Consider the following 24,718-nt stretch of genomic DNA (forward strand, 5'->3'; position numbering starts at 1 on the left):
CTGCGATTTCGCCTGTCACCGCACCGCCCCAGCATAGGACACCGCGGCCCGGCCGCACCGGTCCAGCCAAAGGGCTCAACCGGCGACAATCGCAGAGAGTAAATAATATACGTTACCAGAATGAGATGCGGAAAGTTCCGCCGTTTCGGTCATCCTTTTTCGGAGACCCTCGGTAGCCACCGTGGTCGCACCCTCCCGTGACGAAAACGACAGCGACTCGGATACGCCCGAAAACCGAACGTCAAGTTACATCCCGACATCTCACCCGCAGGTCGCGGATAACGGGCTCTCCCAGGAGAGCACATCTTCCTCACCTTCGGGGCACGAATCGTCCCAGACACCTCCAGGACGCCCCAAAACCTGGGCAAGGCCCGGGGCGTCGGGTCTTGACAGCCCGTCCCGACGTTGTGGAATGGAGGTGGTCATCGTCCAGGCCGACGCCATGAGGGGGGCGCGGATGCTCAAGACCGACCAGCCTGCGGCCATGCAGCGGGTCACCGCCCGGCTGCGCACGGAGTTCCGGATTCTGCCACCACGCTCGGTGGAGCGCTGCGTGACCGACGCCTGGCGCTGCGCCGAGCACCTCGGTTTCGAGGCCACGCCCGGCCTCGTCGAACGCGTCGCCCGAGAGCACCTGCGCGCGCTGATCAAGTCCGCTCCCCAGCCCGCGCCCCGTCCCGTCCCCGACGACCGCAGCCCTCTGGGCTGACGCCGGTCGGGCGCCTCCCGACCGGACCGGGACGCGCCCGACCGCCGCGCCGACACCGCCGAACCGGTCGGACCACGCCGAATCCCCTGCCCCTGTCATACTCTCGTGGGGTGTCGATTCCGCCCTCTTCACTCCACTCCGAGCCCGCACCGCCGCCCGACGAGGTGTTCGCGGAGATGCTCCGCGGCGCCCGGGTCCTGCTGGCGATGCGCGACCCCCTCGACGCCGAGCTCACCGTCAGTGAACTGCTCGGCTCCTGGCAGGGGATGCGGGCACGCGGCGTCGACCCGAACCGCCTCGTCGGCGAGGGCCTGCTCGACTACGCACGGCGCGCCGCCACCCCGGCAGCCCTGGCCCTGCTCACCGGGGTCTCCTCCCTGGGCGCCTCCCACCGGCACCGGATGCTGGCCGGACGGAGCGCCCGCGAGCTGGCCGAGCAGGGGATCGCCCGTCCCCGCTGGGCCGCCTCCCCCGCCGCCGTCCGCCCCGTCGGGGCCTACGTGTCCCGGTCGCTGTTCGGCGACGTCGACGAGCTCGTGTGCGTCTACCGCCACGAGGCCGACCCTCCGACCGGGGGCGGCGAGCACGCGCTGGTCACCGTCATCGACCACAACCGCGGGGGCGTTCTCGGCGACGCGTGGGTCAGCACCAAGGTCGAACGGCTGCTGCGCCACTGCTCCGAACAGGCCGATACGGACCCGATGGCGTCCTTCACCACCGTCTCGCCGGGACGGGCGCACACCCTGCTGACCTCGGCGGTCGAACGGACCGCCCGCCTGATGGCCGCCGCACCCGAGGAGTCGCCCGCCCGGTGGCCGAGCCGTTCCGTGACCGCGCTGCTGGGGTTCGTCCGGGCGCGGGCGCGCGCCCTGCCGCCGGAACCGCCCGGCCGGTCGACGGCGTGGCGTCGGGACCGCCGCGCCACCCTGGCCGCGCGGTTCCTGGCCTCCGACGCCGCGGCCGACCTGTCCGACAGCTACGCCGCGGGACGCTGCGCCGAGCACATCATCGACTACGGCTGCGACGCGGACTCCGGCCGTCCGCTGCGGGTCAGTCCGCGCAAGGTGGAGACGTTCCTGCTGGAGTGGCTGCCGCGCAGGGTGGTGCTCCTCCCCGAGGAGCAGGAGGCCATGCCGCACGTGTTGGCGGCGTGGATCCGCTGGGCCGGTCCCTTCCAGGGCCTTCCCGAGGTCGCGCTGCACGCCACCATCGACGCCGTGTGGGAGGCCACGGCCGTGTTCACCGAGTCCTACTGGAATCCGTCGTCCACGTTCGGACTGCGCCGCGAGGTCCTCAACCGGCTCCTGCCCGACGGCGACCTGTCCGCGCTGCCCCGCAGGATGTTCGCCTTCCCGCTGGTGACGGAGTTGGACGAGGAGGAGTTCGACCCGGCGACCGCGGCCGGACGGCGCGCGCTGCTGCGGCTGGACCACTTCGGCTCCTACGACCCGCCCCGGTCGCCCCGGGGGCGGCACAGCGCCGCCCCCGAGGGACCCCGCCGGCCCCTGGACCGCCTGGACGAGGAGGCACTGGCGGCGCACGAGCGGCTGGCCGAACGGCTGTGGAAGGGGGACCCGTCCAACCTGTGGCCCGCGGCGCAGCGACTGCTCGACCGCGGCCTGTCCCGTTCCGCGGTCCTGGAGGCGCTGCTGGTCGCGCTGGGGGAGGCCGAGGACGAGGCGGCGCTGGTCAAGGTCCTGGACGAACTGTGAGGAGCGGGCGACCGGGACCGCCCCCCGCCCTCCGGGAGCCCGGCCACGGCCCCGCCCCGCCGGTCACTCCGGGGAGCCGCCCAGCAGTTCGGGGATCTGCTCGCTGGCCTCCTTGACGTCCTTGACGGTGTCCACCCCCCGCCAAAAGCCCCTGATCCGGTAGCCGAAGAGCCGCCCCTGCCCGGCCAGGTCCGGGAAGGTGGTGGACTCGTGGTCGCCCCTGACCGGGAGCAGCGGGGTGGCGTCCGGTTCGAAGACGTAGACGCCGGCGTTGATCCAGAACGGCAGCAGCGGGCTCTGCGTGAAGCCCTCGATCAGCCCGCTGTCGGTGACGTCCACGATGCCCCAACTGGTGCGGTACTGCGCCAGCGCCAGGGTGATGAGGCCGCCCTTCTCCCGGTGGTAGGCGGTGAACTCGTCCAGGGGGAACCAGGTCAGCACGTCGCCGTTCAGCGCGAAGTAGGGGGCGTCGTCGTCCTTGAGGCCGGACGCCGCGAAGCGCAGCGCACCGCCGCGGCCCAGCGGCTCGTCCTCCACCAGCAGGCTGATCGCGGGACCGTGGTCCCGCCCGGAGAGGTGCTCGCGCAGCACCTCGGCCTTGTAGCCGCAGGAGACCACCACGTGCTCGACTCCGTGCCGGGCGAGCCATTCCAGTTGGTGGTCGATGATGGGCCGGTCGGCGACCTCGACCATGGCCTTGGGACGGGTGTCGGTGTAGGGGCGCAACCGGGTGGCCTGTCCTCCGGCGAGGATCACGGCCTGCCGGATGGGTTCGCTGGAACGACTCATGAGCGGACCATAGCAGGGTCGGCCGCCGTCGCCGCGGGGAGTTCTCCGCGCCGTCCGTCCCGGCGGCTCCGCCCGTTCAGCGCTGGGTGATCTCCGCGTAGGCGGCCCGCAGGTCGGCGCTGGTGATCGTGGTCAGGTCGGCGGCGCTGGCGTTCTCGCCGAGGCTCTCGGCGACCCGCAGGTCGCGCTGGGAGCACGCCTTCTCGAACAGCGACCGCGCGAAGCGGCCGTTGCCCAGCTCGTCGATCCAGCCCTCGTCGCAGACGTAGCCGAAGATGCGGCCGAGGTCGGTGCGCGCGGCGCCGTCGAAGGAGTCGCCGGCGCGCGCGGCCATCCGCTCCGCGATCTCGGTGAGCTCCTCCGGCGTGTAGCTGGGGAAGGCCACCCGCACGTTGAACCGCGAGGACAGCCCGGCGTTGCTGCCGAGGAAGCGGTCCATGTCGGCCGGATAGCCCGCCAGCACGATGACCAGCCGATCGCGGTCGTCCTCGGCCCGCTTGAGCAGGGTCTGGATGGCCTCGGCGCCGAACGCGTCACCGCCGCTGTAGCCGGGGTTGGCCAGCGCGTAGGCCTCGTCGACGAACAGCACGCCGCCCAGCGCCCGGTCCACCAGCTTGTTGGTCTTGACCGCGGTGGCGCCCAGGTGCTCGCCCACCAGGTCGGCGCGGCCGGCCTCGACCACGTCGGCCCGGTTGAGCAGGCCCAGGGCGGCGAAGACCCGGCCGAGGATGCGGGCGACCGTGGTCTTTCCGGTGCCGGGCGGCCCCACGAACACGAAGTGGCGCATCGGCGCCTGTGTGCGCAGTCCCTGCCCCTCGCGCAGCCGTGCCACCTGCAGTTGCGCGGCGATCGCGCGCACCTGCCGCTTGACCGGCGCCAGGCCGATCATCGCGTCCAGCTCGGCCAGCGCCTCGGTGACGTCGGGTGTCCTGGCGAACCCGGGCAGCCGCTCGGTCAGCGCGTCGCAGGCGGTGGCGATGTCGGCGGCGCGCACCGTGACCAGTTCCGCGGGCTCGGGCCGCTTCCCCGAGGAGCCGCGGGTGACCACCCGCACGTCGCGGGCCTCGGCGGCCTTCTCCACCAGGGACCGGGCGAAGCGGCCGTTGCCGAGCTCGTCGACGGCCCCGCGCTGGACCACCTGCTCCAGTCGGGTGCGCAGCTCCGCGGCGGCTCCCGCCTCCAGGACGTCACCGCGCCGGGCGAACAGCGACTCGGCGATGCGCCGCAGCTCGTCGGCGGTGTAGCTGGGGAAGCTGATGCGGGTGGCGAACCGGGAGGCCAGCCCCGGGTTGGAGGCCAGGAAGCGGTCCATCTCGGCCTCGTATCCGGCGAGGATGACGACCAGCCGGTCGCGGTCGTCCTCGGCCCGCTTGAGCAGGGTCTGCACGGCTTCGCTGCCGAACCGGTCGGGCTGCCCGTCGCCCTCGTTGACCAGGGAGTAGGCCTCGTCGACGAACAGCACGCCGCCCAGCGCCCGGTCGACCAGCTCGTTGGTCTTGATGGCCGTGGCGCCCAGGTACTCCCCCACCAGGTCGGCGCGCTGGGCCTCCACCACGCGCGCCGTGGGCAGCAGCCCGAAGGAGTGGAAGATCGTGGCGAGAGTGCGCGCCACACTGGTCTTGCCGGTGCCGGGGGGACCGGAGAACACCAGGTGACGCAGTGGCCTGTCCACGCTGTAGCCGGCGTCGGCGCGCAGCCGCGCCGCCTCGATGGCCGCGGCGATCGCGCGGACCTGCTGTTTGACCGGGTCCAGGCCGATCATGCGCTCCAGTTCGGCCAGCGCCTCGGTCACCGGGATCGGCTCCTCCGCGGCGGGTTCGGCCCGGGACGCGGCGCCGCTGCCGCCGCGGGCGCGCGACCGGTTCGCCCGGGACGGGGGGGTCGCGGCGGACGCGGTGCGCTCCGGCAGGTAGCGGCTCATCTCCTTGGTCAGTCGGCGCGCGGCCACGACCCGCCACAGCAGCGCCGCTCCGGCGGCCAGAACCATCGCCGCGACCCCCGCTCCCGCGGGGACCGCGGGAGCGATCATGTGGGCCAGCGCGACGCCGAATCCGACGATCAGCCCGCCCAGCAGGGTCAGCAGGGTGGTGTGCCACACCGGGAAGGCGGTGATCCGGGACGCGGCGAGTGCGGCCAGCGGCGGCAGCAGCGGGAGCAGCAGCAGGACCGGTTCGCCGTGCAGCGGGATGGACAGCAGCGTGTAGGCCAGGACCGTCCAGCCCACGCAGACCGCGGCGGTGGCGACCGCCGCGGCGGAGTGCATCAGCGCGGCGAACAGTCCCAGGAGCAGGACCGCGGTGGTGACGGCCGCCCACACCGGGACGCCCGTGAGGAAGGCCGCGACCGCGGCGGCGGTGACCGTGCCGAGCCCGGCCAGCAGGCGGGTGCGCACGGGGATGCGGCGGTAGGCGGAACGGAGGCGTTCCATGGAGGTCGCCGTGGGTCGCTGCGCGGCTCGCGGTTCGGTCTGGCGCCCCATCGCTGCCCCTTTCGCGCTATGCCCCCGTGCGCCCTGCTTCGCGGGCACTCGTACCGGGTCGCGTTCCATACTGCCGCTTACGGCGGGTATTTCGTAAGGAACACCGCGCGTGTCGCGTCCCGACGGCGGGCGCCCGCTCCCGGTCCGGGCCGCCGCGGCCGGGAGTCAGTCGATGAGGCTCAACTGGTCGCCCCCGGCGGTGGGCCGGGCCACCCGCAGGTGCCGCCACCGGGGCAGGTTGTCGAGGTAGGACCAGGACATCCGGTGGTGCGGGGTGGGGCCGTGCTCGGCGAGCGCGGCCCGGTGCGTCGGCGAGGGGTAGCCCGCGGCGGTGGCGAAGCCGTAGCCGGGGTGCCGGGCGTCCAGCTCGGCCATCATCGCGTCCCTGCGCACCTTGGCCAGCACCGACGCCGCGGCGACGCTGACGCAGGTCAGGTCCGCCTTGACCTGGGTGCGCACCCTCCAGGGCGAGCCGAGGTAGTCGTGCCTGCCGTCCAGGACGACCGCGTCGGGTGGCGTGGCCAGGGCGGTCAGCGCCCGGTGGGCCGCCAGCCGGAGTGCCTCGGTCATGCCCAGTTCGTCGATCTCCGCGGGCTCGGCCTGGCCGAAGGCGTGGTCACGTACCCAGGAGCGGATCTTCTCCGCCATCGCGACCCGGCGTTTGGGGCTGAGCCTCTTGGAGTCGGTGAGCCCCTCGGGAGGCGGGGAGCCGTCGGTGACCGCCGCGCAGACCAGCACCGGACCGGCCCAGGCTCCCCTACCCACCTCGTCGACACCCGCGACCACCTCCGCGCCGCCCGCGGCGAGTTCGCGCTCCAGGTCGTAGGTGGGCGGGGGGACGGTTGCCGATGCCTTCGCCATTCGGCCAGAGTACCGGGATTCCGCCCTACCACGCGGTATCGCGCCACGGACGCCTCCGACTCCCCTATCCTGATGTGCGGGCCGCTGCCGTGCGAAGCCCGCCGCCATCGGACGCGGCGCACGCGCCGGAGCCGTCGGCCGCACATCCGTTTCCGAGCATCTCTTCGTCTGTTGGGGGCTGCCTCCTCATGTCCGCCGCCACTCCCGAGCCCGTCGGATCCTCACCGCACGGTGGACCGTCGGTGACCGGGGAGGAATCGGTCGCCAAGCTGATCTCCATCGCGTCCAAGCCGACTCTCGCGCAGCGGCTCATCTCCTGGGCCTCCCGTCCCCCGGGAACCCTCTACCTGCCCAGCTGCGTCATCGTCGCCCTTGTGCTGCTGTACGAGGACAGCGTCCCCGGCGGCCATCTCACCAGCTTCGTCCTCGGTCTGGGCGGCGGCGCGTTCCTGGCCGCGATGGGCGCGCTGCGTCTGGGGATCGCGATGACCGTGGCGCGGCCCATGATCCGCTACTACTGGCTGCGCTGGATCACTCCGCCGCTGATCGCGCTCGCGGCCGTCGTCCTGTCGCTCGCCAACCTCCCCCTGCAGGCCCGTGTCGACGCCTCGGCCTCCGACCTGCTGCGACTGCGGGAGACCTCGGACTCCTCCGCCGTCGTCTCCCCCGAGGAGAGGTGGACGGGTTTCTACCCGATCAGCGAGGTCTCCGAGCGCGAGGGCGTCACCCTCTTCACCGTCGAGGGCGCCGGGGTCCTCAAGAGGTCGGGGCTGGCCTACAGTCCCAAGGAGCTGCCGACCGACGTGTTCGTTCCCGGTCACGGCAACCTGGTCTACGAGCACATCGCGGGCGACTGGTACTCCTGGACCGACCACTGATCCCACCCTCGGGTCCGGTCGCCGGGAGCCCCCCGGACCACCGCCCGACCCGCCGGAGCAGCAGACACGGAGGGGGCCGTCCGCGACCGGACGGCCCCCTCCGCCTGTCGCGGCGGGTCAGGAGTCCCGCCGCTGCTCCTGGAGCCGCTGCTGGTGCCGGGCCGCGTCGGCGAGCGATCCCCGCAGCTGCTGGGCGGTCTCCTGGCTTCCGGTCCGGGGGGCCGACGCTCCGCCGTCCAGGCCGCGCGGACGCCGCTCCCCGATTCCCGGGAGGAGTTGGGCGAGCAGCAGCGTGGACAGCGCCGAGGTGTCCCCGGAGCCGGGGTCGGTGCGCACCACCACCGGCTGCGGGGCCCGCTCGGCGAGCTTGGCTCCCACGTCCAGGCGGCGGCGGGCCAGCTCGTACTGGAGCATCGCCCGGTTGTCCCGGTAGGCGGTGGCCAGCCGCCGCTGGGCGGTGGCCTCGTTGGTGGCGGCCACCAGGTTGGTCCGACCGCGGGTCTCGATCTCGTAGCGCACGCGCTGCGCCTCGGTCTCCTGCTCCTCCAACATCTGCGCCACGTCCTTGCGGGCCTGGTTGAGAGCCGCGTTGACCTCGACGATCTTGGCGTCGCGGGTCTTCTTGGAGCGTTCGATGTCCATCAGGAGCGTGTCGATGCGGCGCTTGCGGGTCAGCTCCCACTCCTGCTCGTAGGCGACCAGTTCCTTGGCGACCCGCTCACGGGTGGACAGGTGCTGCTGGTACTGGTTGGGCAACTGCACGTCGGGGATGTTGCACCCCATGATCTGCACGCCGTACCGGCTGAGCTGGCGGTTCAGCAGGTCCTGCATGTCCGCGACGTCGGAGCCCCGCAGGTCGTAGGCGTTCTCGGTCTGCACCTGGCGGCTGCGCTGGCGGATGGCGTCCTGCACCGCGTTGGACAGCACCAGGTCGAAGTTGCTGGCGCCGATGGTGCGCACGAAGTCGACCGCGTTGGTGATGCGGAACTTCAGGAAGAACTCGATCGACTTGAGCGGCACGTTCTCCTTGGTGGGGCAGGCCAGAACGGGAGCGTTGTAGGGGATCTCGGTGGAGGTGTCCACGACGAAGTCCACCCGGGTCCACGGATGCCACAGGTAGTGGCGCCCCGGTCCCAACTCCGAGACGATGGCTCCGAACTTGGTGAGCACCCCGGTGGTGCCCTGCTCGATCTCCACGATGGACGAGCGCCACCACCACAGCAGCGCGAGGACGACCGCGACGACGCCGAGGAGCAGGGCCGGAACCGCGACGAGGGCCCCGACCACCCCTCCGAAGGCCAGCGCCGCCACGAGTGCGGCCAGGATCAGGTAGAGCCCGATCCAGACCAGGGTCATCCACTTCAGGCCCCGGCTGTCCCGGGGGATGACGACGGGGACCAGGGCTCCCTGGTCGCCGCCGCGCAGCAGTCGGGCGATGTCGCCCCACGACGCGAGCGACTCCTTGATGGTGGAGGTGCCGCGGCCGATCGGCTGGCTCATCACTGGCCTCCCCACTGGTCGGGCCCGGCTTCGGGCTCGGACTGTCCTACCGCCTGGTCCGGCTCCTGGTCGACGGCCGATTCGGAGACGGACTGGCGGATCTCCTCGACCCGGTCGGCTCCGGGGTCCTCACCCGTCGGCGGGGTGGGACCGGCGACCGCGGGCTCCTCCCCCGCCCCCAGGAGTGCGGCGATCTCGGGTTCCCGCGAGGCGATGCGCTCCTCGATCTCGGCGAGCCGGGTGCGGATGGCCGCGATGTCGCCGTCGGAGAACAGCGCCTGGTCGGCGCCGCCGATGAGCTGCTGGGCCACCCGGAGGAAGTCGATGGCCGTGTCGCCGTCCCCGATCTGCACCAACTGCGGCAGGCTGTCGGCCACCGCCTCCAGCTTGTCCAGCAGGTCCTGCTGGAAGCGGTAGTTGAGGATCTCGGGGGCCTCGGCCGCACTGACCGCCCGGATGTCCAGGGCCTGGGCCTCCAGCAGCGCGGCGTTGGCCTGCGCGGTGCTCTCGGCCTCGACGAACCGCTGACGGGCCTGGGCCCGGGCGCGGTTGGTCTCGCGCTCCAGCGCGGTGTCCATCTGTGCCTGGTACTGGGCGATGTCGGCCTGGATCGCGGAGAGGGTCTCGTTGAGGGTGGCGAGTTCCTTGTTGAGGTCGCCCTCGTTCTGCTCCTTGCGCAACTGGAGCTGGTACTCGTAGGTGTAGGCCTCCTTGGCCACCCGCACCATCTCGGGGGCGGCCAGGTCCATGCGGTACTCCTGGCTGGACGGCTCCGCGTGGGTGATGTTGGCGTTGGTCAGCCGCACCGCGGGGAGGAACTGCTGGTTGAGCTGGTCCAGCAGGCGGGCGGTGTTCTCGCCGACCAGGTCGTAGATCTCCGAGGCCTGCTGGTCGTAGATGAGGCTGCGGGTGGTCTCGCTGATGGCGTTGTTGAGCTTGTCCTGGAAGCCCTGCACCGCGCCGAGGGTGAAGACGAACTCCGTGGGGTCCTCGATGCGGAACTGGAGGAACAGGTCGACCGACGCCTTGACGCCGCTCTTGGTGGGGGCCTCGCGGATCGGGGCGTTGAAGGGGTACTCCCGTGTCGTGTTGACGATGTAGGAGACCCGCTTCCAGGGGTTGAGCAGGGTGATCCGGCCGGGGCCGACGATCTGCTCCAGTTTGCCGAACTTGCTGATCAGCGCGTGGCAGCCGTCGGGCACCATGACCATGCCCTGGCGCCACCACCCGAACACGCCGATGGCGAGGACCAGCAGCCAGTAGTGCGGCCCGAAGAAGATCATGGTGGCGCCGGGCAGCGCCCAGGTGACCGCCGTTCCCACCAGGCCGAGCAGGACGAGGAGGATCACGGGGATCATCGCGCGGGCGGTTCGTCCGCGCGGGATCACCATCGGACAGATGACGTGGACCGGCCCCTCAGGACCGGATTCGAACCTGCTCCGGTTGAGGGCCTCACCCGCGTTGGCCAGCGAGGTGCTCTGCTGTTCGATCAGGGTTCCCACGGAGGCCCCCTGGTCGCGTGCTGCCAGGAAGTCGCCCGGGTCGAGCCCGAACTGGTCCGCCGCCTGTCCGACGGCGTCACCGACCGCCTGGCGCGGATCACCTCCCTGGGCTATCGCGCTCGCGGCCCCGCGCACGGTCTGCGCAAAGGACATAGGCGAGGACTCCTTTCGCTCTCACTGAGGGTTGTGCATTCGGACGCGGTCCGCTCCCCCTCGGTTCCGTCGTCCCTGCCGGTGGTTCTGGCATCTTTCCACACGGTTGCGGACCTTCGGGTCGCGTGGAAACGGCCGTCCGGTATCGGAGGCCCCGCCTCGGCCCCGACCTGACGAAGCGGGTGGACGACCGCACCTCGGTCGTCCACCCGCTCTGTTCCTCCGTGAGGTCACGCCACCGAGGACTCTGTCCTCCGCGATGCGACCGCTGGCTTCACTCTCCTTCGATCCAGTACCTCTGGAGCCTGGCGACCGCCTCTTCCCCGCCCATTTCCGCGCTCTCGGCCTCGCCGGGTCCGACCTTGGTGACCAGCAGGTGGACGAGCTCGACGGGCAGCGTCTGGGACCGGGGTACCGGCTGGCCCCGGTCAGGAACAACGCCGCCTCGGACGCAGGCCCAGAACACCGGTTCGTCCACCTGCAACTGATCGCGGAGAACGTGAACCATATGCTTCTGCCGTAGTCGGTGCGGTCCACCGGGTGGCAGATCCGAGTTCTCAGAACCCGTCCATCTGCCAGGTTCAGTTCACAAGTGCCATGATGAGTGCCCGTCCGCCCACGGGCATCACGCACCCGCTGCCGTCCTTGCGTGCGACAGAAGCGGGCACGGTCCTCACGCGTGGGCCGAGGACGGGTCACCGGGGGTCTCCCACCAGCCAGCCGCGCAGTCGCCCGTCGTCGCTGAGGCTGATCAACCGCACCAGCCCCAGTTGCCGCGATGGTTCGGGGCGTCCAGCAGACGGTCCTGCCGGTCCTCGGCGTAAACCACCTGGGCACGAGTCGGAGTCGCAGCCGCGAGATAGCGCCGCAGACGCTCTCCGTCGACAACGGGAACGGGGGCGACCCGTGGTCGCCCCCGTGGGGTCCGGAGCGCGCGGGGCGCTCCGGGCCTAGCTGCAGCCGCTGGTGGAGCCGCAGCCCTCGCAGACGTAGCAACTGCCCGACGGCCGCATCTTGGTTCCGCAGCTCACACAGAGCGGGGCGTCGGTGCTGAAGCCCCGCCCGGCCTCGGCCGCCCCCGCCGCGCCTTGGGACTCGGGCTCCCTCCGGGCGGCCCGGGCCTCGGCCTCGGTCACCGGAGCGGACTGGGCGTAGGTGACCACCTCCGCCGCGACCTGGGCGGGGTCCTCACCGGCGGCCTGGGCGGCGCGCTCCTCGGCGGAGAGCACGCCCAGCGCCGCGCGCTCCTCGTAGGGCAGGTAGTCCAGGGCCAGGCGGCGGAAGATGTAGTCCACCACCGACTGGGCCATCCGGATGTCGGGGTCGTCGGTCATCCCGGCCGGCTCGAAGCGCATGTTGGTGAACTTCTCCACGTAGGTCTCCAGCGGCACCCCGTGCTGCAGGGCGATGGAGATCGCGATGGAGAAGGCGTCCATGATCCCGGCCAGGGTGGACCCCTGCTTGCCGAGCTTGAGGAACACCTCGCCCAGGCCGTCGTCGGGGTAGGAGCCCGCGGTGATGTAGCCCTCGGCGCCGCCGACGGTGAAGGACACCGTCTGGCTCGGGCGCCGCTTGGGCAGCCTGCGCCGCACCGGACGCCTGACCTCGACGGTCCTGGGCGCCTGCTCGGTCTTCTCCTCGGCCTCGTCCTTCTTCCCGGCGGTGGACAGCGGCTGGCCGACCTTGCAGTTGTCCCGGTAGACCGCCAGCGCCTTGAGGCCCTTCTTCCAGCCCTCGAAGTAGAGGCGCTCGAAGTCCTCGACCGTGGCCTCCTCGGGGACGTTGACGGTCTTGGACACCGCGCCCGACAGGAACGGCTGGACCGCCGCCATCATGTCCACGTGCCCCATGGGCCGGATGTAGCGCCTGCCCGTGGCGCAGTCGAAGACCTCGTAGTGTTCGGGCCTGAGGCCGGGGGCGTCGACCACGTGTCCGTGCTCGGCCACGTAGCCGACGATGGCCTCGATCTGCTCCTCGTGGTAGCCGAGGGTGCGCAGCGCCCGGGGGATGCCCTGGTTGACGATCTGCATGGACCCGCCGCCCACCAGCTTCTTGAGCTTCACCAGGGAGAAGTCCGGTTCGATGCCGGTGGTGTCGCAGTCGAGCATGAAGGAGATGGTGCCCGTCGGGGCGAGCAGGCTCGCCTGGGCGTTGCGCCAGCCGTTCTGCTCGCCGGTGCGGAGGCACTCCTGCCAGGCGCGGGTGGCGGCGGTGTGGATCGGCTGCTCCATCTCGCCGACGGTGCGCAGGTCGTCGTTGGCCGCGGCGTGCTTGCGCATGACGCGCTTGTGGGCCTCGGCGTTCTTGGCGTAGCCGTCGTAGGGGCCCACCACCCCGGCCAGTTCGGCGCTGCGCCGGTAGGCGACGCCGGTCATGAGGGAGGTGATGGCGGCGGCCACCGCGCGTCCGCCGTCGGAGTCGTAGGCGTGCCCGGTGGCCATGAGCAGCGCGCCCAGGTTGGTGTAGCCGATGCCGAGCTGGCGGAAGGCGCGGGTGGTCTCGCCGATCTTCTCGGTGGGGAAGTCGGCGAAGGTGATGGAGATGTCCATCGCCGTGATGACCAGCTCGGTGAGCCGCTCGAAGTCCTCGACCCGGAAGGAGCCGTCCTCGTCGAGGAACTTCATCAGGTTGATGGAGGCCAGGTTGCAGGAGGAGTTGTCCAGGTGGACGTACTCGGAGCAGGGGTTGCTGGCGCTGATGCGGCCGCTTTCGGGGGTGGTGTGCCAGTCGTTGATGGTGTCGTCGTACTGGACGCCCGGGTCGGCGCACTCCCAGGCGGCCCTGGCCATCTTGTGGAACAGCTCCTTGGCCCTGACCGTGGCGACGGTCTCTCCGGTGGTGCGGGCGACCAGGCCGAAGTCGGAGTCGCTCTCGACCGCGCGCATGAAGGAGTCGGAGACCCGCACGGAGTTGTTGGCGTTCTGGTACTGGACGCTGACGATGTCGGCGCCGCCCAGGTCCACGTCGAACCCGGCGTCGCGCAGGGCGCGGATCTTGCGCTCCTCACGCGCCTTGCACTCGATGAACTCCTCGATGTCGGGGTGGTCGACGTCGAGGACGACCATCTTGGCCGCGCGCCGGGTGGCGCCGCCGGACTTGATCGTTCCGGCGGAGGCGTCGGCGCCGCGCATGAAGGAGACCGGACCGGAGGCGGTTCCGCCGGAGGAGAGCAGCTCCTTGCTGGAGCGGATGTGGGAGAGGTTCACGCCCGCGCCGGAGCCGCCCTTGAAGATGATCCCCTCTTCCTTGTACCAGTCGAGGATCGACTCCATGGTGTCGTCCACGGAGAGGATGAAGCAGGCGGAGACCTGGGCCTTCGACGAGGTGCCGACGTTGAACCAGACCGGGGAGTTGAAGCTGAACATCTGGTGGACGAGGGCGTGCTTGAGCTCGTGGTCGAAGATCTCGGCGTCCTCGTCGGTGGCGAAGTAGCCGTGCTCGCGGCCGGTCGCGGTGTAGGTGTTGACGACGCGGTCGACGAGCTGCTTGAGGCTCCACTCGCGCTGCGGGGTGCCCAGCGCGCCGCGGAAGTACTTGCTGGCCACGATCTGGGTGGCGTTCATCGACCAGCTCTTGGGGAACTCGACCCCGTTCTGCTGGAAGTTGACCGAGCCGTCGCGCCAGTTCGTCATGACGACGTCGCGGCGTTCCCACTCGACGGTGTCGTAGGGGTGGACTCCGGGCGTGGTGAAGACGCGCCGGATCTTCAGTCCCCTGCGTGGTTTCCTGCCTTTGCGCGTGGCAGAGCCGCTCACCGTCTCGGTCATCTCGCTCTGTTCCCCCTCTGTGAAAGGTGTACCCGAATGGCGGTCGCCGTCCGGTCCGCCGTTGGCCGCGGCGGCGCCGCTCTGTGGTTCTGGGCCGGTGGGACGCCGTGACGGCGTCGGTGGGTCATCCCTGCGAGGTGGTGCGCTCGGCGCGCAACTCCGCGATCTCGTGTTCGAAGTCCTCCAGGGACTCGAAGCTGCGGTAGACGCTCGCGAAGCGCAGGTAGGCGACCTCGTCGAGTTCACGCAGCGGCCCCAGGATGGCCAGTCCGATCTCGTGGGAGGGGACTTCGGCGGCTCCGCGGCCGCGGATGGCCTCCTCGACGCGCTGCCCGAGAACCGCGAGGGCGTCCTCGCTGACGGGGCGCCCCTGGCAGGCGCGTCGGACTCCGGCGATGATCTTGCCGCGGGAGAACGGTTCGGTGACTCCCGACCGCTTGGCGACCATGAGCAGCACGGTCTCCTGGGTGGTGAACCGCTTCTCGCAGGCCGGGCAGGAGCGACGGCGCCGGATCGCCGCGCCTTCCTCGGCGGCGCGGCTGTCGATCACCCGGGTGTCCTGGTTCTGGCAGAAGGGGCAGCGCACCGTCGCTCATCCTTCCCAGGTCATCACCGGAAAAACACAAATTGTGGATGCTCTCACCCACACAGGCACCAGATGTAGTGGTGGTTAACCTACGGCTTCGGCGATCCCGCACGCAACTCGGGCGGGGGCCGCTCGGCGTGTCGCAGACAGGGAGCGGACGGGCCTCCGGCGGGTCGTGGTGGTGGTTCCGCCGGGCTGCTCCGCGGTGAGCTGCGGGAACGCTCAGGGGGAGGGAAGTACGAGTTCCTGGCCGGGTTCGAGCACCGGTCCGGAGAGTCCGTTGATCTCGACGATCTCGTCCACGGTCTTGCGCGGGTCCTCCGAGGGCCGCGCCCGCTCGGCGATCTCCCAGAGCGTGTCCCCCTCGTCGACGACGACGGTGGGGGGCTGCTCGGGCAGGTGGAAGAAGTTCTCGGTGGAGGCGTCGGCGCTGGAGGCGCCCAGGGTCACGGCGATCAGGGAGAGGAGGCCGACCCCCGCCACGGCGGCCGCTCCGAGGAGGGAGAACAGGACCACCCTGCCGCGTCTGGTCAGCCGGGGCGGGCCGCCGGGGGCGGGACGGGCGGCCCTGTCGCGGCCGGGGGAGCCCAGTTCGGGAAGGTCGTCCAGCGCCCGGGGCGCCGACGCGGGGGCGTCCCATTCGGGGATCTCGCGGGACCAGTCGTAGAGGTTCGCCCCGGAACCGGCACGGGTGCGCGCAGCGCCTCCCGTGGAGCGGCGGGAGGAACGGCCGACTGCGGGTGGCGTGGAGGTGGGCGGCAGAGCGGATTCGGACATGGTCTTCCCCTTCGGGCCTCCGTCCGCTAGAACTGGCGTTCGATTACTACCGCATTCCGGGAAATTTTTCAGCACCATCTCGAACGTTTGTTTGATATTGCTTTGTGCAGGGACTAACGTGGAGTGTGTTTCGCTCCGGTAGAGCGCCGGTGTCGGTCATGTCACACCGCCGCACTCGACACTCGGAACGAGCACCGATGTCACAGCCAGCCGACAGTCCACGACCGAGGACACCGACCGCCGAGGAGGCCGGACGTGCCGGAGGAGAACCACGGAGCGCAGAAACCTCGCGCGGAGGAGAAGTCTTCCGTCTCCGCACTCCGCCCAGTCCGCACGGAGCCCGATTCCGCTCAGACCTCCGCAAAGGAGGCGGACGCCGCTCCGACACTCACCGACCGCCAGCGAAGTGTCCTGAACGTCATCCACCGCTACGTGCGTGAGCGCGGATACCCGCCGTCCATCCGGGAGATCGGTGACGCGGTGGGACTGTCCAGCCCCTCAAGTGTCGCGCACCAGTTGAAGGTGTTGCAACGCAAGGGCTACCTCCACCGCGACCAGAATCGCCCAAGGGCCGTGGAAATTCGCATTCCGGGCCAATCCCCCGTGCGTTCCCAGAACGAACTCGGCGACGTGCCGGGCGCGGACTCCCCCGGCACGGTCGACATCCCGCTTCTGGGGCGCATCGCAGCAGGTGGTCCGATCCTGGCCGAGGAGTACGTCGAGGACGTCCTCAACCTGCCCCGCCAGCTTGTCGGCGAGGGAGCGCTGTTCATGCTCACCGTCGTGGGCGACTCGATGGTCGACGCCGCCATCACCGATGGTGACCTGGTGGTTGTCCGGCAGCAGCCCGACGCCAACAACGGTGACATCGTGGCCGCGCTGCTGGGCGACGAGGCCACGGTCAAGGTCTTCAAGCGTGACGGAGAACACGTCTGGCTGCTGCCCCGTAACAGCGCCTACGAGCCGATCAACGGCGATTCCGCGACCATCCTGGGCAAGGTCGTCACCGTGCTCCGCAAGGTATAACGACTTCGCTTCGGTTCGGTACGGTCCCGTGATCCGCACCGGAAACGGCGGCCTGAACCCCCGTCTCGTGGCGTCGCCGCCGGGAAGCCAGGAGCACGGCGAGGCCTTCCGGGAGTCCGGGGCGGGCCGCCACCGGTCGGCGGAACAGTGACCGGCGCGCGCAGCGCCCCGCCGCCGCGGACAGTCCGACAAAGAGCAATCCCGCACCACGGGTCCCGAGCCCGTGGTGCGGGATTGCTCTCACTGCGCGGGAGGAGACGCGGCCGGATCGGTCGCCTCGCGCGTCGGCCCGCTCCGCCGCCGACTTCCCTCGGGTGCGGCTCCCCGCAGCGGTGTCCCAACTCCGGTCCGGAACGCGGCCCCGGACCGGAGGAGGACTACCGGTAGTCGCCCTGCGCGATCACGTCCAGGGTGGCGCGGGCCAGGTTCTCGGCCTCCTCGATCGCCTTGGTCTCGGGCAGCGGCCTCCCTCCGCTCATCTCGTCGTAGCAGGAGGCGAGGGAGAGGTTCTCCAGGTAGGTGGCCACACATCCGACCTCGTTCTCGGTGTCGTACCAGGACACGGCGCCGTCCCCGAGCCCGGTGACCGTCTCCGTGGAGTAGTCGCCGGAGTACAGTTCCAGATCCCGGTCGGTGTCGTACCGAAGCGGGTCGTTGACCACGATCGTGAGGAGGTAGTAGTTGCCGTCACCGGAGGAGTTGGCGTTGGTCCAGGTGCAGTGGTAGCCCTCCCACCAGTCGTCGCCCTCGGTGTCGACGTCCTCGACCTTCAGGCTGTGTCCGGGGACGAGGCGGTCCAGTTCGTCGTGCTCGGCGACGGCGCACTCCGGGAGGGTGGTGAAGTCTCCCTGCGGGGCCGGTGTGGCCGACTCCTCCGGCTCCCGGCTCCCCTCGTCCTCGGGTTCCCGGGTCTGTCCGGCCACGGGGGACTGCCCGTCGCTGTTCTGCTCGTCGCCTCCCCGGAGGGCGAACACCACGATGAGCCCCGCCACCGCCAGGACCGCGGCGGCGCCCCCGATGACGCCGGCGATCAGGCAGCCGTTGGTCTTCCTCGGCGGGGGCGGATAGCCTCCCGCCCCGTACTGGGGGGTGAACTGCTGCTGACCGTAGGGGGGTTGCGGAGAACCGTACGGCTGACCGTACGGGGGCTGCGGGCCACCGGGGGGAGGCTGTTGGGTCATTGGGTTGTCCTCGCTGGATGAATCGGCGGATGATCCGCGTGGTTGACGGTGCGGGGCGGTCCGGTGTCCTCGCGGGGCGTCGGCCGCGCAGGGGCGGACTCAGTCCTGTTCGAGGGAGGCCACGATCTCGCGCGCCACGGTCAGGGCTCCCTCCACGGCCTCGTTCTCGGCGACCTCCCGGCTCGCGGCGAAGTCGGTGCTGGCCTCGTAGCAGGTGGAGACCATGAGGTTGGACAGCCGCACCGCCACGCACCCGTGCAGCGTCGTGGTGTCGTACCACTGGACGGCCTCGTCTCCCAGGTCCTCGACGGTGCGCACCGAGTTCCCCTCGGGTTCGCGCCCCAGGTCCGCCTGGGCCGAGGTCTCCCCGCTGAAGCCCGGACGGTTGCCGCTGCGGACGAACGCCACACTCACACTGGAGGGGAGTCCGGCGGACTCCTGCGTGGTGGTCCACCGGCACTGGTTGCCGTCCCACCAGTCGGCTCCTCCGGTGTCGATCGGGGCGTCGAGATCGACCTGGTATCCCTTGACGAGTCCGTCGAGGACCCCGCTGTCCTCGACCAGAGCACACTCGGGAGCGGCCGAGTACTCGCCCCCGGGGCCCCGCAGCCAGAGGAGGAATCCGATCCCGCCGCCTCCCAGAAGCAGCAGGACGAGCACCGCGCTGACCAGAACGGCCACGGCGCAACCGCGTCCGCTCCTGGGCGGTGCGTCCTGGGGGGCTGCGAACCCGCCGTAGGGCGGCTGGACCATGGGGTTCCCTTCGTCTGTCACCTGTCGGCGCGGTCACCGACGGCATCGAGCCAACGGCATCGAGCCAACGGTACTAGCCGGTTCGGACACCTTGTCCGGACAGGCGGACCGGCCACCGGACTGACACGGTCCAACAGATAAGAAGCCGCTCGCCGCCGCAAAGTTCGCACCAACCGCAAAGGCTCGTCCGCCACCGGCAGCCTTCCGGAGCCGGGAGCCGGGAGCCGGGTCAGAGGGTCGCGGCCAACTCCTCGGCGACCGCGACCGCTCCGGCGCGGGCCTCGTCCGCGGGCACGCCGCCGTAGCAGACCCGGACCGTGAGGTTGCCGTCCCGGAAGACCACCTCGACCGCGTCGCCGACGGATGCCGCCGGGCGTGTCAGGGCGTCCTCCCCCAGGGAGGCGACGGGAAGTACTCCTCGGCCCTCGCCGCCCGGTCCCAGGGCCTCCACCTCCGCCCGGGCCCGCTCCGCTCCGCTCACCCGGCCGTCGGCGTCGCCGAAGTGGGCGCGGAAGGAGACGGTGAGCGTCCGCGGTTCGGCATCGGGCACATCCACCGAGGACCAGACACACGACCGCGTGGCGGACAGGGGCAGCGGCCCGGCCGTGTCGGACTCCAGCACCGCACCCGGCACCGCCGTCCCGACCGCTTCGGCCGGTACCGACGCGCAGGCGGGGGGAACCGGGTGCGCGTCGGTGGACGCGGCTTCGACGGCGGGGCCGCGCGCGTCCCACAGCAGGCCGCCGACGACGGCCGCGGTGCTCACCACGGCGACTCCGCCCAGCGCGGCTGTCCCGCGCAGCAGTGCCCGCCGCCTCGTCTCGCCCATGTACGCCCAGTTCCTCTTCTGCCGTGTCGCGTGGGGTCCTGACGATACGTGTACGGGGCCGCCGCCGCGGCCCCGCCGACGCCGCGGTCGCCGACTAGGCGACCACGATGTTGACCAGTTTGGGTTCGCGCACGACGACCTTGCGGATCTCACGCCCCGCGGTGAAGTTCTGGACCTTCTCCGAGGCCAGGGCCAGCCGCTCCAGTTCCTCGGCGGAGATGTCGGGCGACACCTGCAGCTTGTCGCGGACCTTGCTGGCCACCTGGACCACGCAGGTGACGCTCTCCTGCACCAGCAGCGCGGGGTCGGGCGTGCGCCAGGTGCCCACGGTCACCGAACCGGAGTGGCCGAGCAGTTCCCAGCCCTCCTCGGCGACGTAGGGCGCGAACAGGCCCAGGGTGATCGCGATGACCTCGGCCGCCTCACGCACCGCCGGGTCCCCGGCGCCGGGTCCGGAGTCGATCGCCCGACGGGTGGCGGTGACCAGTTCCATGATGCGGGCGATGGCGACGTTGAACCGCTGGGCCTCGATCGCGTCGGTGACCTTCGCCAGGGTCTGGTGGGTCGTCCGGCGCAGTTCCAGGTCGCCGGCGGCCGGGTCGGTACCCGGTTCGGAGGCCGCCCCGGCCTGGGCCATCACCCGATAGGCGCGGTTGAGGAACTTCAGCGACGCTCCCGGGGAGACGTCGGCCCAGTCGATGTCCTCCTCGGGCGGACCGGCGAAGACCACGGTCAGCCGGACCGCGTCGACACCGTACCGGTCGATCTCCCTGCCCAGGTCCACCCCGTTGCCCAGCGACTTGGACATCGCCTTGCCCTGGTTGATGACCTGGCCCTGGTTGAGCAGCCGGACGAAGGGCTCCGTGAAGGAGAGCATGCCCATGTCGTGGAGCACCTTGGTGAAGAACCGGCTGTACAGCAGGTGCAGGATCGCGTGTTCGACACCGCCGACGTACTGGTCGATCGGCCCCCACTTCTCGACCCTCTCGACGTCGAAGGGGGCGGTGTCCAGGTTGGGCGAGCAGTAGCGCAGGTAGTACCAGGAGGAGTCGACGAAGGTGTCCATGGTGTCGGTGTCCCGCTTGGCGGGGCCGCCGCAGCGGGGGCAGGACACGTTGACCCAGTCGGTGGCCGCGGCCAGCGGGGAGATCCCCTTGGGGGCCAGGTCGGCGCCGCGCATGTTGTCGGGCAGCCGCACCGGCAGGTCCTCGTCGGGAACCGGAACCTCACCGCAGTCGGGGCAGTGGATGATCGGGATCGGGGTGCCCCAGAAGCGCTGCCGGGACAGCAGCCAGTCGCGCAGTCGGTAGTTGACGGCGGCCTTGCCGGTGCCGCGTTCGGCGAGGACCTCGATGATGCGCGGGATGGCCTCGCTCTTGCTCAGGCCGTCGAGCGGGCCGGAGTTGACGAGGACGCCCTCGCCCGGGGTGGCGACGCCGGTCTCGGCGGGGTCGGGCTCGCCGGTGTCGACCACGACCCGCACCGGCAGGTCGAAGGCGCGGGCGAAGTCCAGGTCGCGCTGGTCGTGCGCGGGTACCGCCATGATCGCGCCGTGCCCGTAGTCGGCCAGCACGTAGTCGGCGGCCCACACCGGGATGCGTTCGCCGTTGACCGGGTTGACCGCGTGGCGCCCCAGGAAGACGCCGGTCTTCTCGCGCTCGGTGGACTGGCGCTCGATGTCGCTCAGCTTGCTGACCTGGGCGCGGTAGGCCTCGAACGCCTCACGCCGCTCGGGCGCGCACAGCTCCTCCGCCAGCGGCGCGTCGGCGGCCACCACGAAGAAGGTCGCTCCGTACAGGGTGTCGGGGCGGGTGGTGAAGACGGTGACCGGCTCGTCGCGACCCTCGATCGCGAAGTCGACGTCGGCGCCCTCGGAACGGCCGATCCAGTTGCGCTGCATGGTCAGCACGCGCTCCGGCCAGCCGCCCTCGAGCTGCTTCATGTCGTCCAGCAGCCGCTGGGCGTAGTCGGTGATCTTGAAGTACCACTGGTTGAGCGCGCGGCGCTCGACCTCGGTGCCGCAGCGCTCGCACCTGCCCTGCACGACCTGTTCGTTGGCCAGCACGGTCTGGTCCTGGGGGCACCAGTTGACCAGGCCGTCCTTGCGGTAGGCCAGGCCGCGCTCGAAGAACCGGACGAAGAACCACTGGTTCCACCGGTAGTACTCGGGGTCGCTGGTGTGCAGCCTGCGGGACCAGTCCAGGGAGATGCCGTAGCGCCGGAAGGACTCGGCCTGGGTGTCGATGTTGGCGTAGGTCCACTCGGCGGGGTGGGAGTCGCGTTTGATGGCGGCGTTCTCGGCGGGCAGTCCGAAGGAGTCCCAGCCGATCGGGTGCAGGACGTTCTCGCCGCGCGCGAAGTGGTAGCGCGCGATGACGTCTCCGATCGCGAACGCCTCGGCGTGCCCCATGTGGAGGTCACCCGACGGGTAGGGGAACATGTCGAGCACATAGCGCCGCGGACGGGTGTCGGCCGGGTCCTCGCTGGCCGTGAAGGGGTTCTCCTTCGCCCACCGGGCCTGCCACTTCTCCTGCAGTGCCCGGGCGTCGTAGGAGTCGCTTGTCGTCTGCTCTCCGCTAACCGCTGTCATCGTTGGGTGGTTCCTCTACCGGTCATCGCCCTGGGAAGCAGGTTCCGATCTGGCGACCTGCTGTCGGTGGACCGGCCGCCCCCGAGATGTGGACGCACTTTCGGGCCCGCCGGTCCGGATGTCTGTCTCCCAAGGTTAGCGCGCGACGACGGGCCCGCGGCGCCACCCGTTTCCCGACGGGAGGGGCGAGGCGCCCCGGCAGGCGGGGCCGTCCCACGTAGCGGGGCGTCCGCGACGTCCGGATCCGGCACTTGACCCGCGCGGCCGCGCGGAAACCGACTACCGTGGGACCCATCCAGCGGAAACGCTCCGGCCTCGTGGACGCGCCGTTGTCGACCGTCACGGAAGTGATCCCCTCGGACGGTGTCGGTGCCGGGAGCACTTCGACGGGCGCAGCGGTCCGCGGAGGCTCGGCGCGCAGTCCGAAGGCGCGCACCGGTGGCTTCGCACCGGTGCGCGGCCGTCCCGTCCCTGTGGAGAGACCAAGCGAAATGACCCTGTCCCACCGCTTCCGCACCGCGCTCCGGACGCTTCTCGTCACCGTGACGGTCGTCGTCGCGGGCACGGCACTGGCCGCCTGTTCGGCCGAGAACGAGGAGTCCGGCGCCGAGACCGCCGCGGAGCAGAGCCACGCCCCCGTGCTGGGCGACTACGACGACCGCATCCAGTTGGTCGAGGGAACCCCCTACACCCTGACCGGCGAGGACGGCTCCTCCACCGTCCTGGAGGTCACCGGGCACAACGAGGAGGAGCCGAGCGTGGTCCTCGCCGTGACGCCGGAGGGCGGGGAGAGCGAGGAGAAGGTCCTGGCCCACGGTGACGTCGTCGAACTGGACGGAGACTCCTGGCGGGTCTCCGAGATGGGCTTCGGTGACTCGGTGCCCGGTTCGGTGACCCTGACCCGGGAGGAGTAACCGCTCCCGGGCTGGGAAGAGTGTTTCTGGTCCTGCCTCCGACGCATAAGTTACTGTTCAGTACAACAGTGGTGGACGACACTTTCTCGGAGGAGGCAGGATGCTCAACCTGTCGGTTCTGCTTGAGGACGGCGCGCGTAACCGGCCCGAACGCGACGCGATCGTCTTCGGTGACATGCGCCTGAACTACGCCGTGGTGGACATGATCGCCAACCAGGTGGCCAACCTGCTGGTGTCCCGCGGCGTCCGTCCCGGGGACAGGGTCGCGGTCGCCTGCCCCAACGTCCCCTACTTCCCGTTCGTCTACTTCGGCGCGCTCAAGGCGGGCGCCGTCGTCGTTCCGCTGAACGTCCTGCTGACCCCGCGGGAGATCGAGTACCACCTGCGCGACTCCGGGGCCAAGGCGCTGTTCGCCTTCACCGGCACCCCGGAGCTGCCGCTGGGCGAGCGCGCGTGGAAGGCGTTCCACGAGGTCGCCGAGTGCGAGGTCTACATCGACCTGCCCGCGACGGCGGGGGCCACCGAATCCGCGATCGAGGGCGCCGAGACCTTCTGGGCCGCCCTCAACGGCCAACCCGGCGAGTTCGAGTCGGTACGCACCGAGGCCGACGACACCGCGGTGATCATCTACACCAGCGGAACCACCGGCCGCCCCAAGGGCGCCCAGCTCACGCACAACAACCTGCTGCTCAACGCGGTCGTCTCCAGCGACCTGTTCGACCACTCGCCCGACGACCACGACGTGTTCCTGACGGTGCTGCCGCTGTTCCACATCTTCGGGCAGACCACGATGATGAACGCCGCCCTGTACCGGAACGCCACGATGGTGCTGATGCCCCGCTTCGACGGCGACGAGGCGCTCTCCCTGATGGAACAGGAGGGCGTGACGGTCTTCGCCGGGGTGCCCACCATGTACTGGGGGCTGCTCAACACCAGGAACGAGCACGACATCCCGGCGATCGCGGCGAAGCTGCACACCGCCGTCTCCGGCGGCGCGTCCCTGCCCTCCGAGGTCGCCCGGCAGGTCAAGGAGAGGTTCGGCATCGGGATCCTGGAGGGCTACGGCCTGTCCGAGACCTCCCCGGTGGTGTCCTTCAACAACCCCAAGCGCAAGGCCAAGCCGGGGTCGATCGGCCTGCCGGTCTGGGGCGTGGAGATGAAGCTCGTCGACGAGAACTTCACCACCGTCGGGGGCGAGGGCCCCGGGGAGATCGCGGTGCGCGGCCACTGCGTGATGAAGGGCTACCACAACCGTCCCGAGGTCAACGCCCAGGTGATCCGCGACGGCTGGTTCCGCACCGGCGACATCGCGCGGCGCGACGAGGAGGGCTTCTACTTCATCATCGACCGCTCCAAGGACATGATCATCCGCGGCGGCTACAACGTCTACCCGCGGGAGATCGAGGAGGTGCTGATGACGCACCCGCAGGTGAGCCTGGCCGCCGTCGTGGGCGTCCCGCACGACAGGCACGGCGAGGAGGTCAAGGCGTTCGTGATCCGCGCCCCGGAGGCCACGGTCACCGAGGAGGAGCTGATCGCCTGGTCCAGGGAGCGTCTGGCCGCCTACAAGTACCCGCGCCTGGTGGAGTTCCGCGACGAGCTGCCGATGACCGCCACCGGCAAGATCCTCAAGCGCGAACTGCGCTAGCGGTCCGGGGCGCACCCGGACCGGAGTGGAGCCCCGCCGGTCCGGGTGCGTTTGGCCGCGCACG

General features: G+C 70.8%; 19 protein-coding genes. 6 read left to right on the forward strand and 13 right to left on the reverse strand.

Annotated elements, in window-relative coordinates; genetic code table 11:
- Positions 1–457: 457 nt before the first annotated feature.
- Positions 458–709, forward strand: a complete 252-nt coding sequence (locus tag NI17_RS13315) for a hypothetical protein (RefSeq protein ID WP_068689154.1) — start codon at positions 458–460, stop codon at positions 707–709.
- A 176-nt stretch (positions 710–885) separates the two neighbouring features.
- Positions 886–2,421, forward strand: a complete 1,536-nt coding sequence (locus NI17_RS13320; RefSeq protein ID WP_068689152.1) for a hypothetical protein — start codon at positions 886–888, stop codon at positions 2,419–2,421.
- Positions 2,422–2,484: 63 nt separating this feature from the next.
- On the opposite strand, the gene NI17_RS13325 is transcribed toward NI17_RS13320, so the two are convergent.
- The 3 genes from NI17_RS13325 to NI17_RS13335 all read right to left on the reverse strand — a co-directional run bounded on the left by NI17_RS13325 (position 2,485) and on the right by NI17_RS13335 (position 6,550).
- Positions 2,485–3,210, reverse strand: a complete 726-nt coding sequence (locus tag NI17_RS13325; RefSeq protein ID WP_068688890.1) for a nucleotidyltransferase family protein — start codon at positions 3,208–3,210, stop codon at positions 2,485–2,487.
- Between the two features lie 76 nt (positions 3,211–3,286).
- Positions 3,287–5,689 (reverse strand): AAA family ATPase, encoded by a 2,403-nt coding sequence (locus NI17_RS13330; RefSeq protein WP_243597511.1) that lies wholly within the window; start codon positions 5,687–5,689, stop codon positions 3,287–3,289.
- Positions 5,690–5,854: 165 nt separating this feature from the next.
- Entirely contained in the window at positions 5,855–6,550 is a 696-nt protein-coding gene (locus NI17_RS13335) for a ribonuclease HII (protein WP_068688887.1), read from the reverse strand.
- Positions 6,551–6,738: 188 nt separating this feature from the next.
- Between NI17_RS13335 and NI17_RS13340 the strand changes: the two genes are divergently transcribed.
- On the forward strand, positions 6,739–7,428 hold the full coding sequence (locus NI17_RS13340; protein WP_068688886.1) for a hypothetical protein: 690 nt from the start codon (positions 6,739–6,741) through the stop codon (positions 7,426–7,428).
- Between the two features lie 117 nt (positions 7,429–7,545).
- On the opposite strand, the gene NI17_RS13345 is transcribed toward NI17_RS13340, so the two are convergent.
- From NI17_RS13345 to NI17_RS13370, 6 genes are all read right to left on the reverse strand, one after another.
- A complete protein-coding gene (locus NI17_RS13345; RefSeq protein WP_119268040.1) occupies positions 7,546–8,928 on the reverse strand; it encodes an SPFH domain-containing protein in 1,383 nt (460 codons plus the stop codon).
- Positions 8,928–10,583 carry an SPFH domain-containing protein gene (locus NI17_RS13350; RefSeq protein ID WP_084012445.1) on the reverse strand — a complete coding sequence of 552 codons (1,656 nt, stop codon included), beginning with the start codon at positions 10,581–10,583 and terminating at the stop codon, positions 8,928–8,930. Before NI17_RS13350 ends, NI17_RS13345 begins: the two co-directional genes overlap by 1 nt.
- A 274-nt stretch (positions 10,584–10,857) precedes the next feature.
- Complete coding sequence (locus NI17_RS13355) at positions 10,858–11,091, reverse strand: hypothetical protein (RefSeq protein WP_199859952.1); 234 nt, start codon at positions 11,089–11,091, stop codon at positions 10,858–10,860.
- Between the two features lie 442 nt (positions 11,092–11,533).
- Positions 11,534–14,350 (reverse strand): vitamin B12-dependent ribonucleotide reductase, encoded by a 2,817-nt coding sequence (locus NI17_RS13360; protein WP_068688885.1) that lies wholly within the window; start codon positions 14,348–14,350, stop codon positions 11,534–11,536.
- 124 nt (positions 14,351–14,474) lie between these two features.
- A complete protein-coding gene (gene nrdR / locus NI17_RS13365; protein ID WP_068688884.1) occupies positions 14,475–14,936 on the reverse strand; it encodes a transcriptional regulator NrdR in 462 nt (153 codons plus the stop codon).
- 222 nt (positions 14,937–15,158) lie between these two features.
- Entirely contained in the window at positions 15,159–15,713 is a 555-nt protein-coding gene (locus tag NI17_RS13370) for a LysM peptidoglycan-binding domain-containing protein (RefSeq protein WP_068688883.1), read from the reverse strand.
- Positions 15,714–15,968: 255 nt separating this feature from the next.
- Here NI17_RS13370 and lexA point away from each other — a divergent pair, with 255 nt between their 5' ends.
- Entirely contained in the window at positions 15,969–16,739 is a 771-nt protein-coding gene (gene lexA, locus NI17_RS13375; RefSeq protein WP_068688881.1) for a transcriptional repressor LexA, read from the forward strand.
- 377 nt (positions 16,740–17,116) lie between these two features.
- On the opposite strand, the gene NI17_RS13380 is transcribed toward lexA, so the two are convergent.
- The 4 genes from NI17_RS13380 to leuS form a co-directional block, all read right to left on the reverse strand.
- Entirely contained in the window at positions 17,117–17,920 is an 804-nt protein-coding gene (locus tag NI17_RS13380) for a hypothetical protein (protein ID WP_243597512.1), read from the reverse strand.
- Positions 17,921–18,019: 99 nt separating this feature from the next.
- On the reverse strand, positions 18,020–18,673 hold the full coding sequence (locus NI17_RS13385) for a hypothetical protein (protein WP_068688880.1): 654 nt from the start codon (positions 18,671–18,673) through the stop codon (positions 18,020–18,022).
- Between the two features lie 229 nt (positions 18,674–18,902).
- Complete coding sequence (locus tag NI17_RS13390; protein WP_068688879.1) at positions 18,903–19,502, reverse strand: hypothetical protein; 600 nt, start codon at positions 19,500–19,502, stop codon at positions 18,903–18,905.
- A gap of 94 nt (positions 19,503–19,596) precedes the next feature.
- Positions 19,597–22,092: a leucine--tRNA ligase gene (leuS, locus tag NI17_RS13395; RefSeq protein ID WP_068688878.1), complete on the reverse strand. Its 2,496-nt coding sequence runs from the start codon at positions 22,090–22,092 to the stop codon at positions 19,597–19,599.
- A gap of 491 nt (positions 22,093–22,583) precedes the next feature.
- On the opposite strand from leuS, the gene NI17_RS13400 reads away from it, so the two are divergent.
- Both NI17_RS13400 and NI17_RS13405 read left to right on the forward strand, forming a co-directional pair.
- A complete protein-coding gene (locus NI17_RS13400; RefSeq protein WP_068688877.1) occupies positions 22,584–23,006 on the forward strand; it encodes a DUF6406 domain-containing protein in 423 nt (140 codons plus the stop codon).
- Positions 23,007–23,106: 100 nt separating this feature from the next.
- Positions 23,107–24,654 carry a long-chain-fatty-acid--CoA ligase gene (locus NI17_RS13405; protein WP_068688876.1) on the forward strand — a complete coding sequence of 516 codons (1,548 nt, stop codon included), beginning with the start codon at positions 23,107–23,109 and terminating at the stop codon, positions 24,652–24,654.
- Positions 24,655–24,718: the final 64 nt, after the last annotated feature.

Source organism: Thermobifida halotolerans (assembly GCF_003574835.2).
Taxonomy (GTDB): Bacteria; Actinomycetota; Actinomycetes; order Streptosporangiales; family Streptosporangiaceae; genus Thermobifida; species Thermobifida halotolerans.

Coding starts and splice junctions, on each gene's coding strand:
- NI17_RS13315 (WP_068689154.1), top strand. CDS start 458: ATGCTCAAGACCGACCAGCCTGCGGCCATGCAGCGGGTCACCGCCCGG.
- NI17_RS13320 (WP_068689152.1), top strand. CDS start 886: ATGCTCCGCGGCGCCCGGGTCCTGCTGGCGATGCGCGACCCCCTCGAC.
- NI17_RS13325 (WP_068688890.1), bottom strand. CDS start 3,210: ATGAGTCGTTCCAGCGAACCCATCCGGCAGGCCGTGATCCTCGCCGGA.
- NI17_RS13330 (WP_243597511.1), bottom strand. CDS start 5,689: ATGGGGCGCCAGACCGAACCGCGAGCCGCGCAGCGACCCACGGCGACC.
- NI17_RS13335 (WP_068688887.1), bottom strand. CDS start 6,550: ATGGCGAAGGCATCGGCAACCGTCCCCCCGCCCACCTACGACCTGGAG.
- NI17_RS13340 (WP_068688886.1), top strand. CDS start 6,739: ATGTCCGCCGCCACTCCCGAGCCCGTCGGATCCTCACCGCACGGTGGA.
- NI17_RS13345 (WP_119268040.1), bottom strand. CDS start 8,928: ATGAGCCAGCCGATCGGCCGCGGCACCTCCACCATCAAGGAGTCGCTC.
- NI17_RS13350 (WP_084012445.1), bottom strand. CDS start 10,583: ATGTCCTTTGCGCAGACCGTGCGCGGGGCCGCGAGCGCGATAGCCCAG.
- NI17_RS13355 (WP_199859952.1), bottom strand. CDS start 11,091: ATGGTTCACGTTCTCCGCGATCAGTTGCAGGTGGACGAACCGGTGTTC.
- NI17_RS13360 (WP_068688885.1), bottom strand. CDS start 14,350: ATGACCGAGACGGTGAGCGGCTCTGCCACGCGCAAAGGCAGGAAACCA.
- NI17_RS13370 (WP_068688883.1), bottom strand. CDS start 15,713: ATGTCCGAATCCGCTCTGCCGCCCACCTCCACGCCACCCGCAGTCGGC.
- NI17_RS13380 (WP_243597512.1), bottom strand. CDS start 17,920: ATGACCCAACAGCCTCCCCCCGGTGGCCCGCAGCCCCCGTACGGTCAG.
- NI17_RS13385 (WP_068688880.1), bottom strand. CDS start 18,673: ATGGTCCAGCCGCCCTACGGCGGGTTCGCAGCCCCCCAGGACGCACCG.
- NI17_RS13390 (WP_068688879.1), bottom strand. CDS start 19,502: ATGGGCGAGACGAGGCGGCGGGCACTGCTGCGCGGGACAGCCGCGCTG.
- leuS (WP_068688878.1), bottom strand. CDS start 22,092: ATGACAGCGGTTAGCGGAGAGCAGACGACAAGCGACTCCTACGACGCC.
- NI17_RS13400 (WP_068688877.1), top strand. CDS start 22,584: ATGACCCTGTCCCACCGCTTCCGCACCGCGCTCCGGACGCTTCTCGTC.
- NI17_RS13405 (WP_068688876.1), top strand. CDS start 23,107: ATGCTCAACCTGTCGGTTCTGCTTGAGGACGGCGCGCGTAACCGGCCC.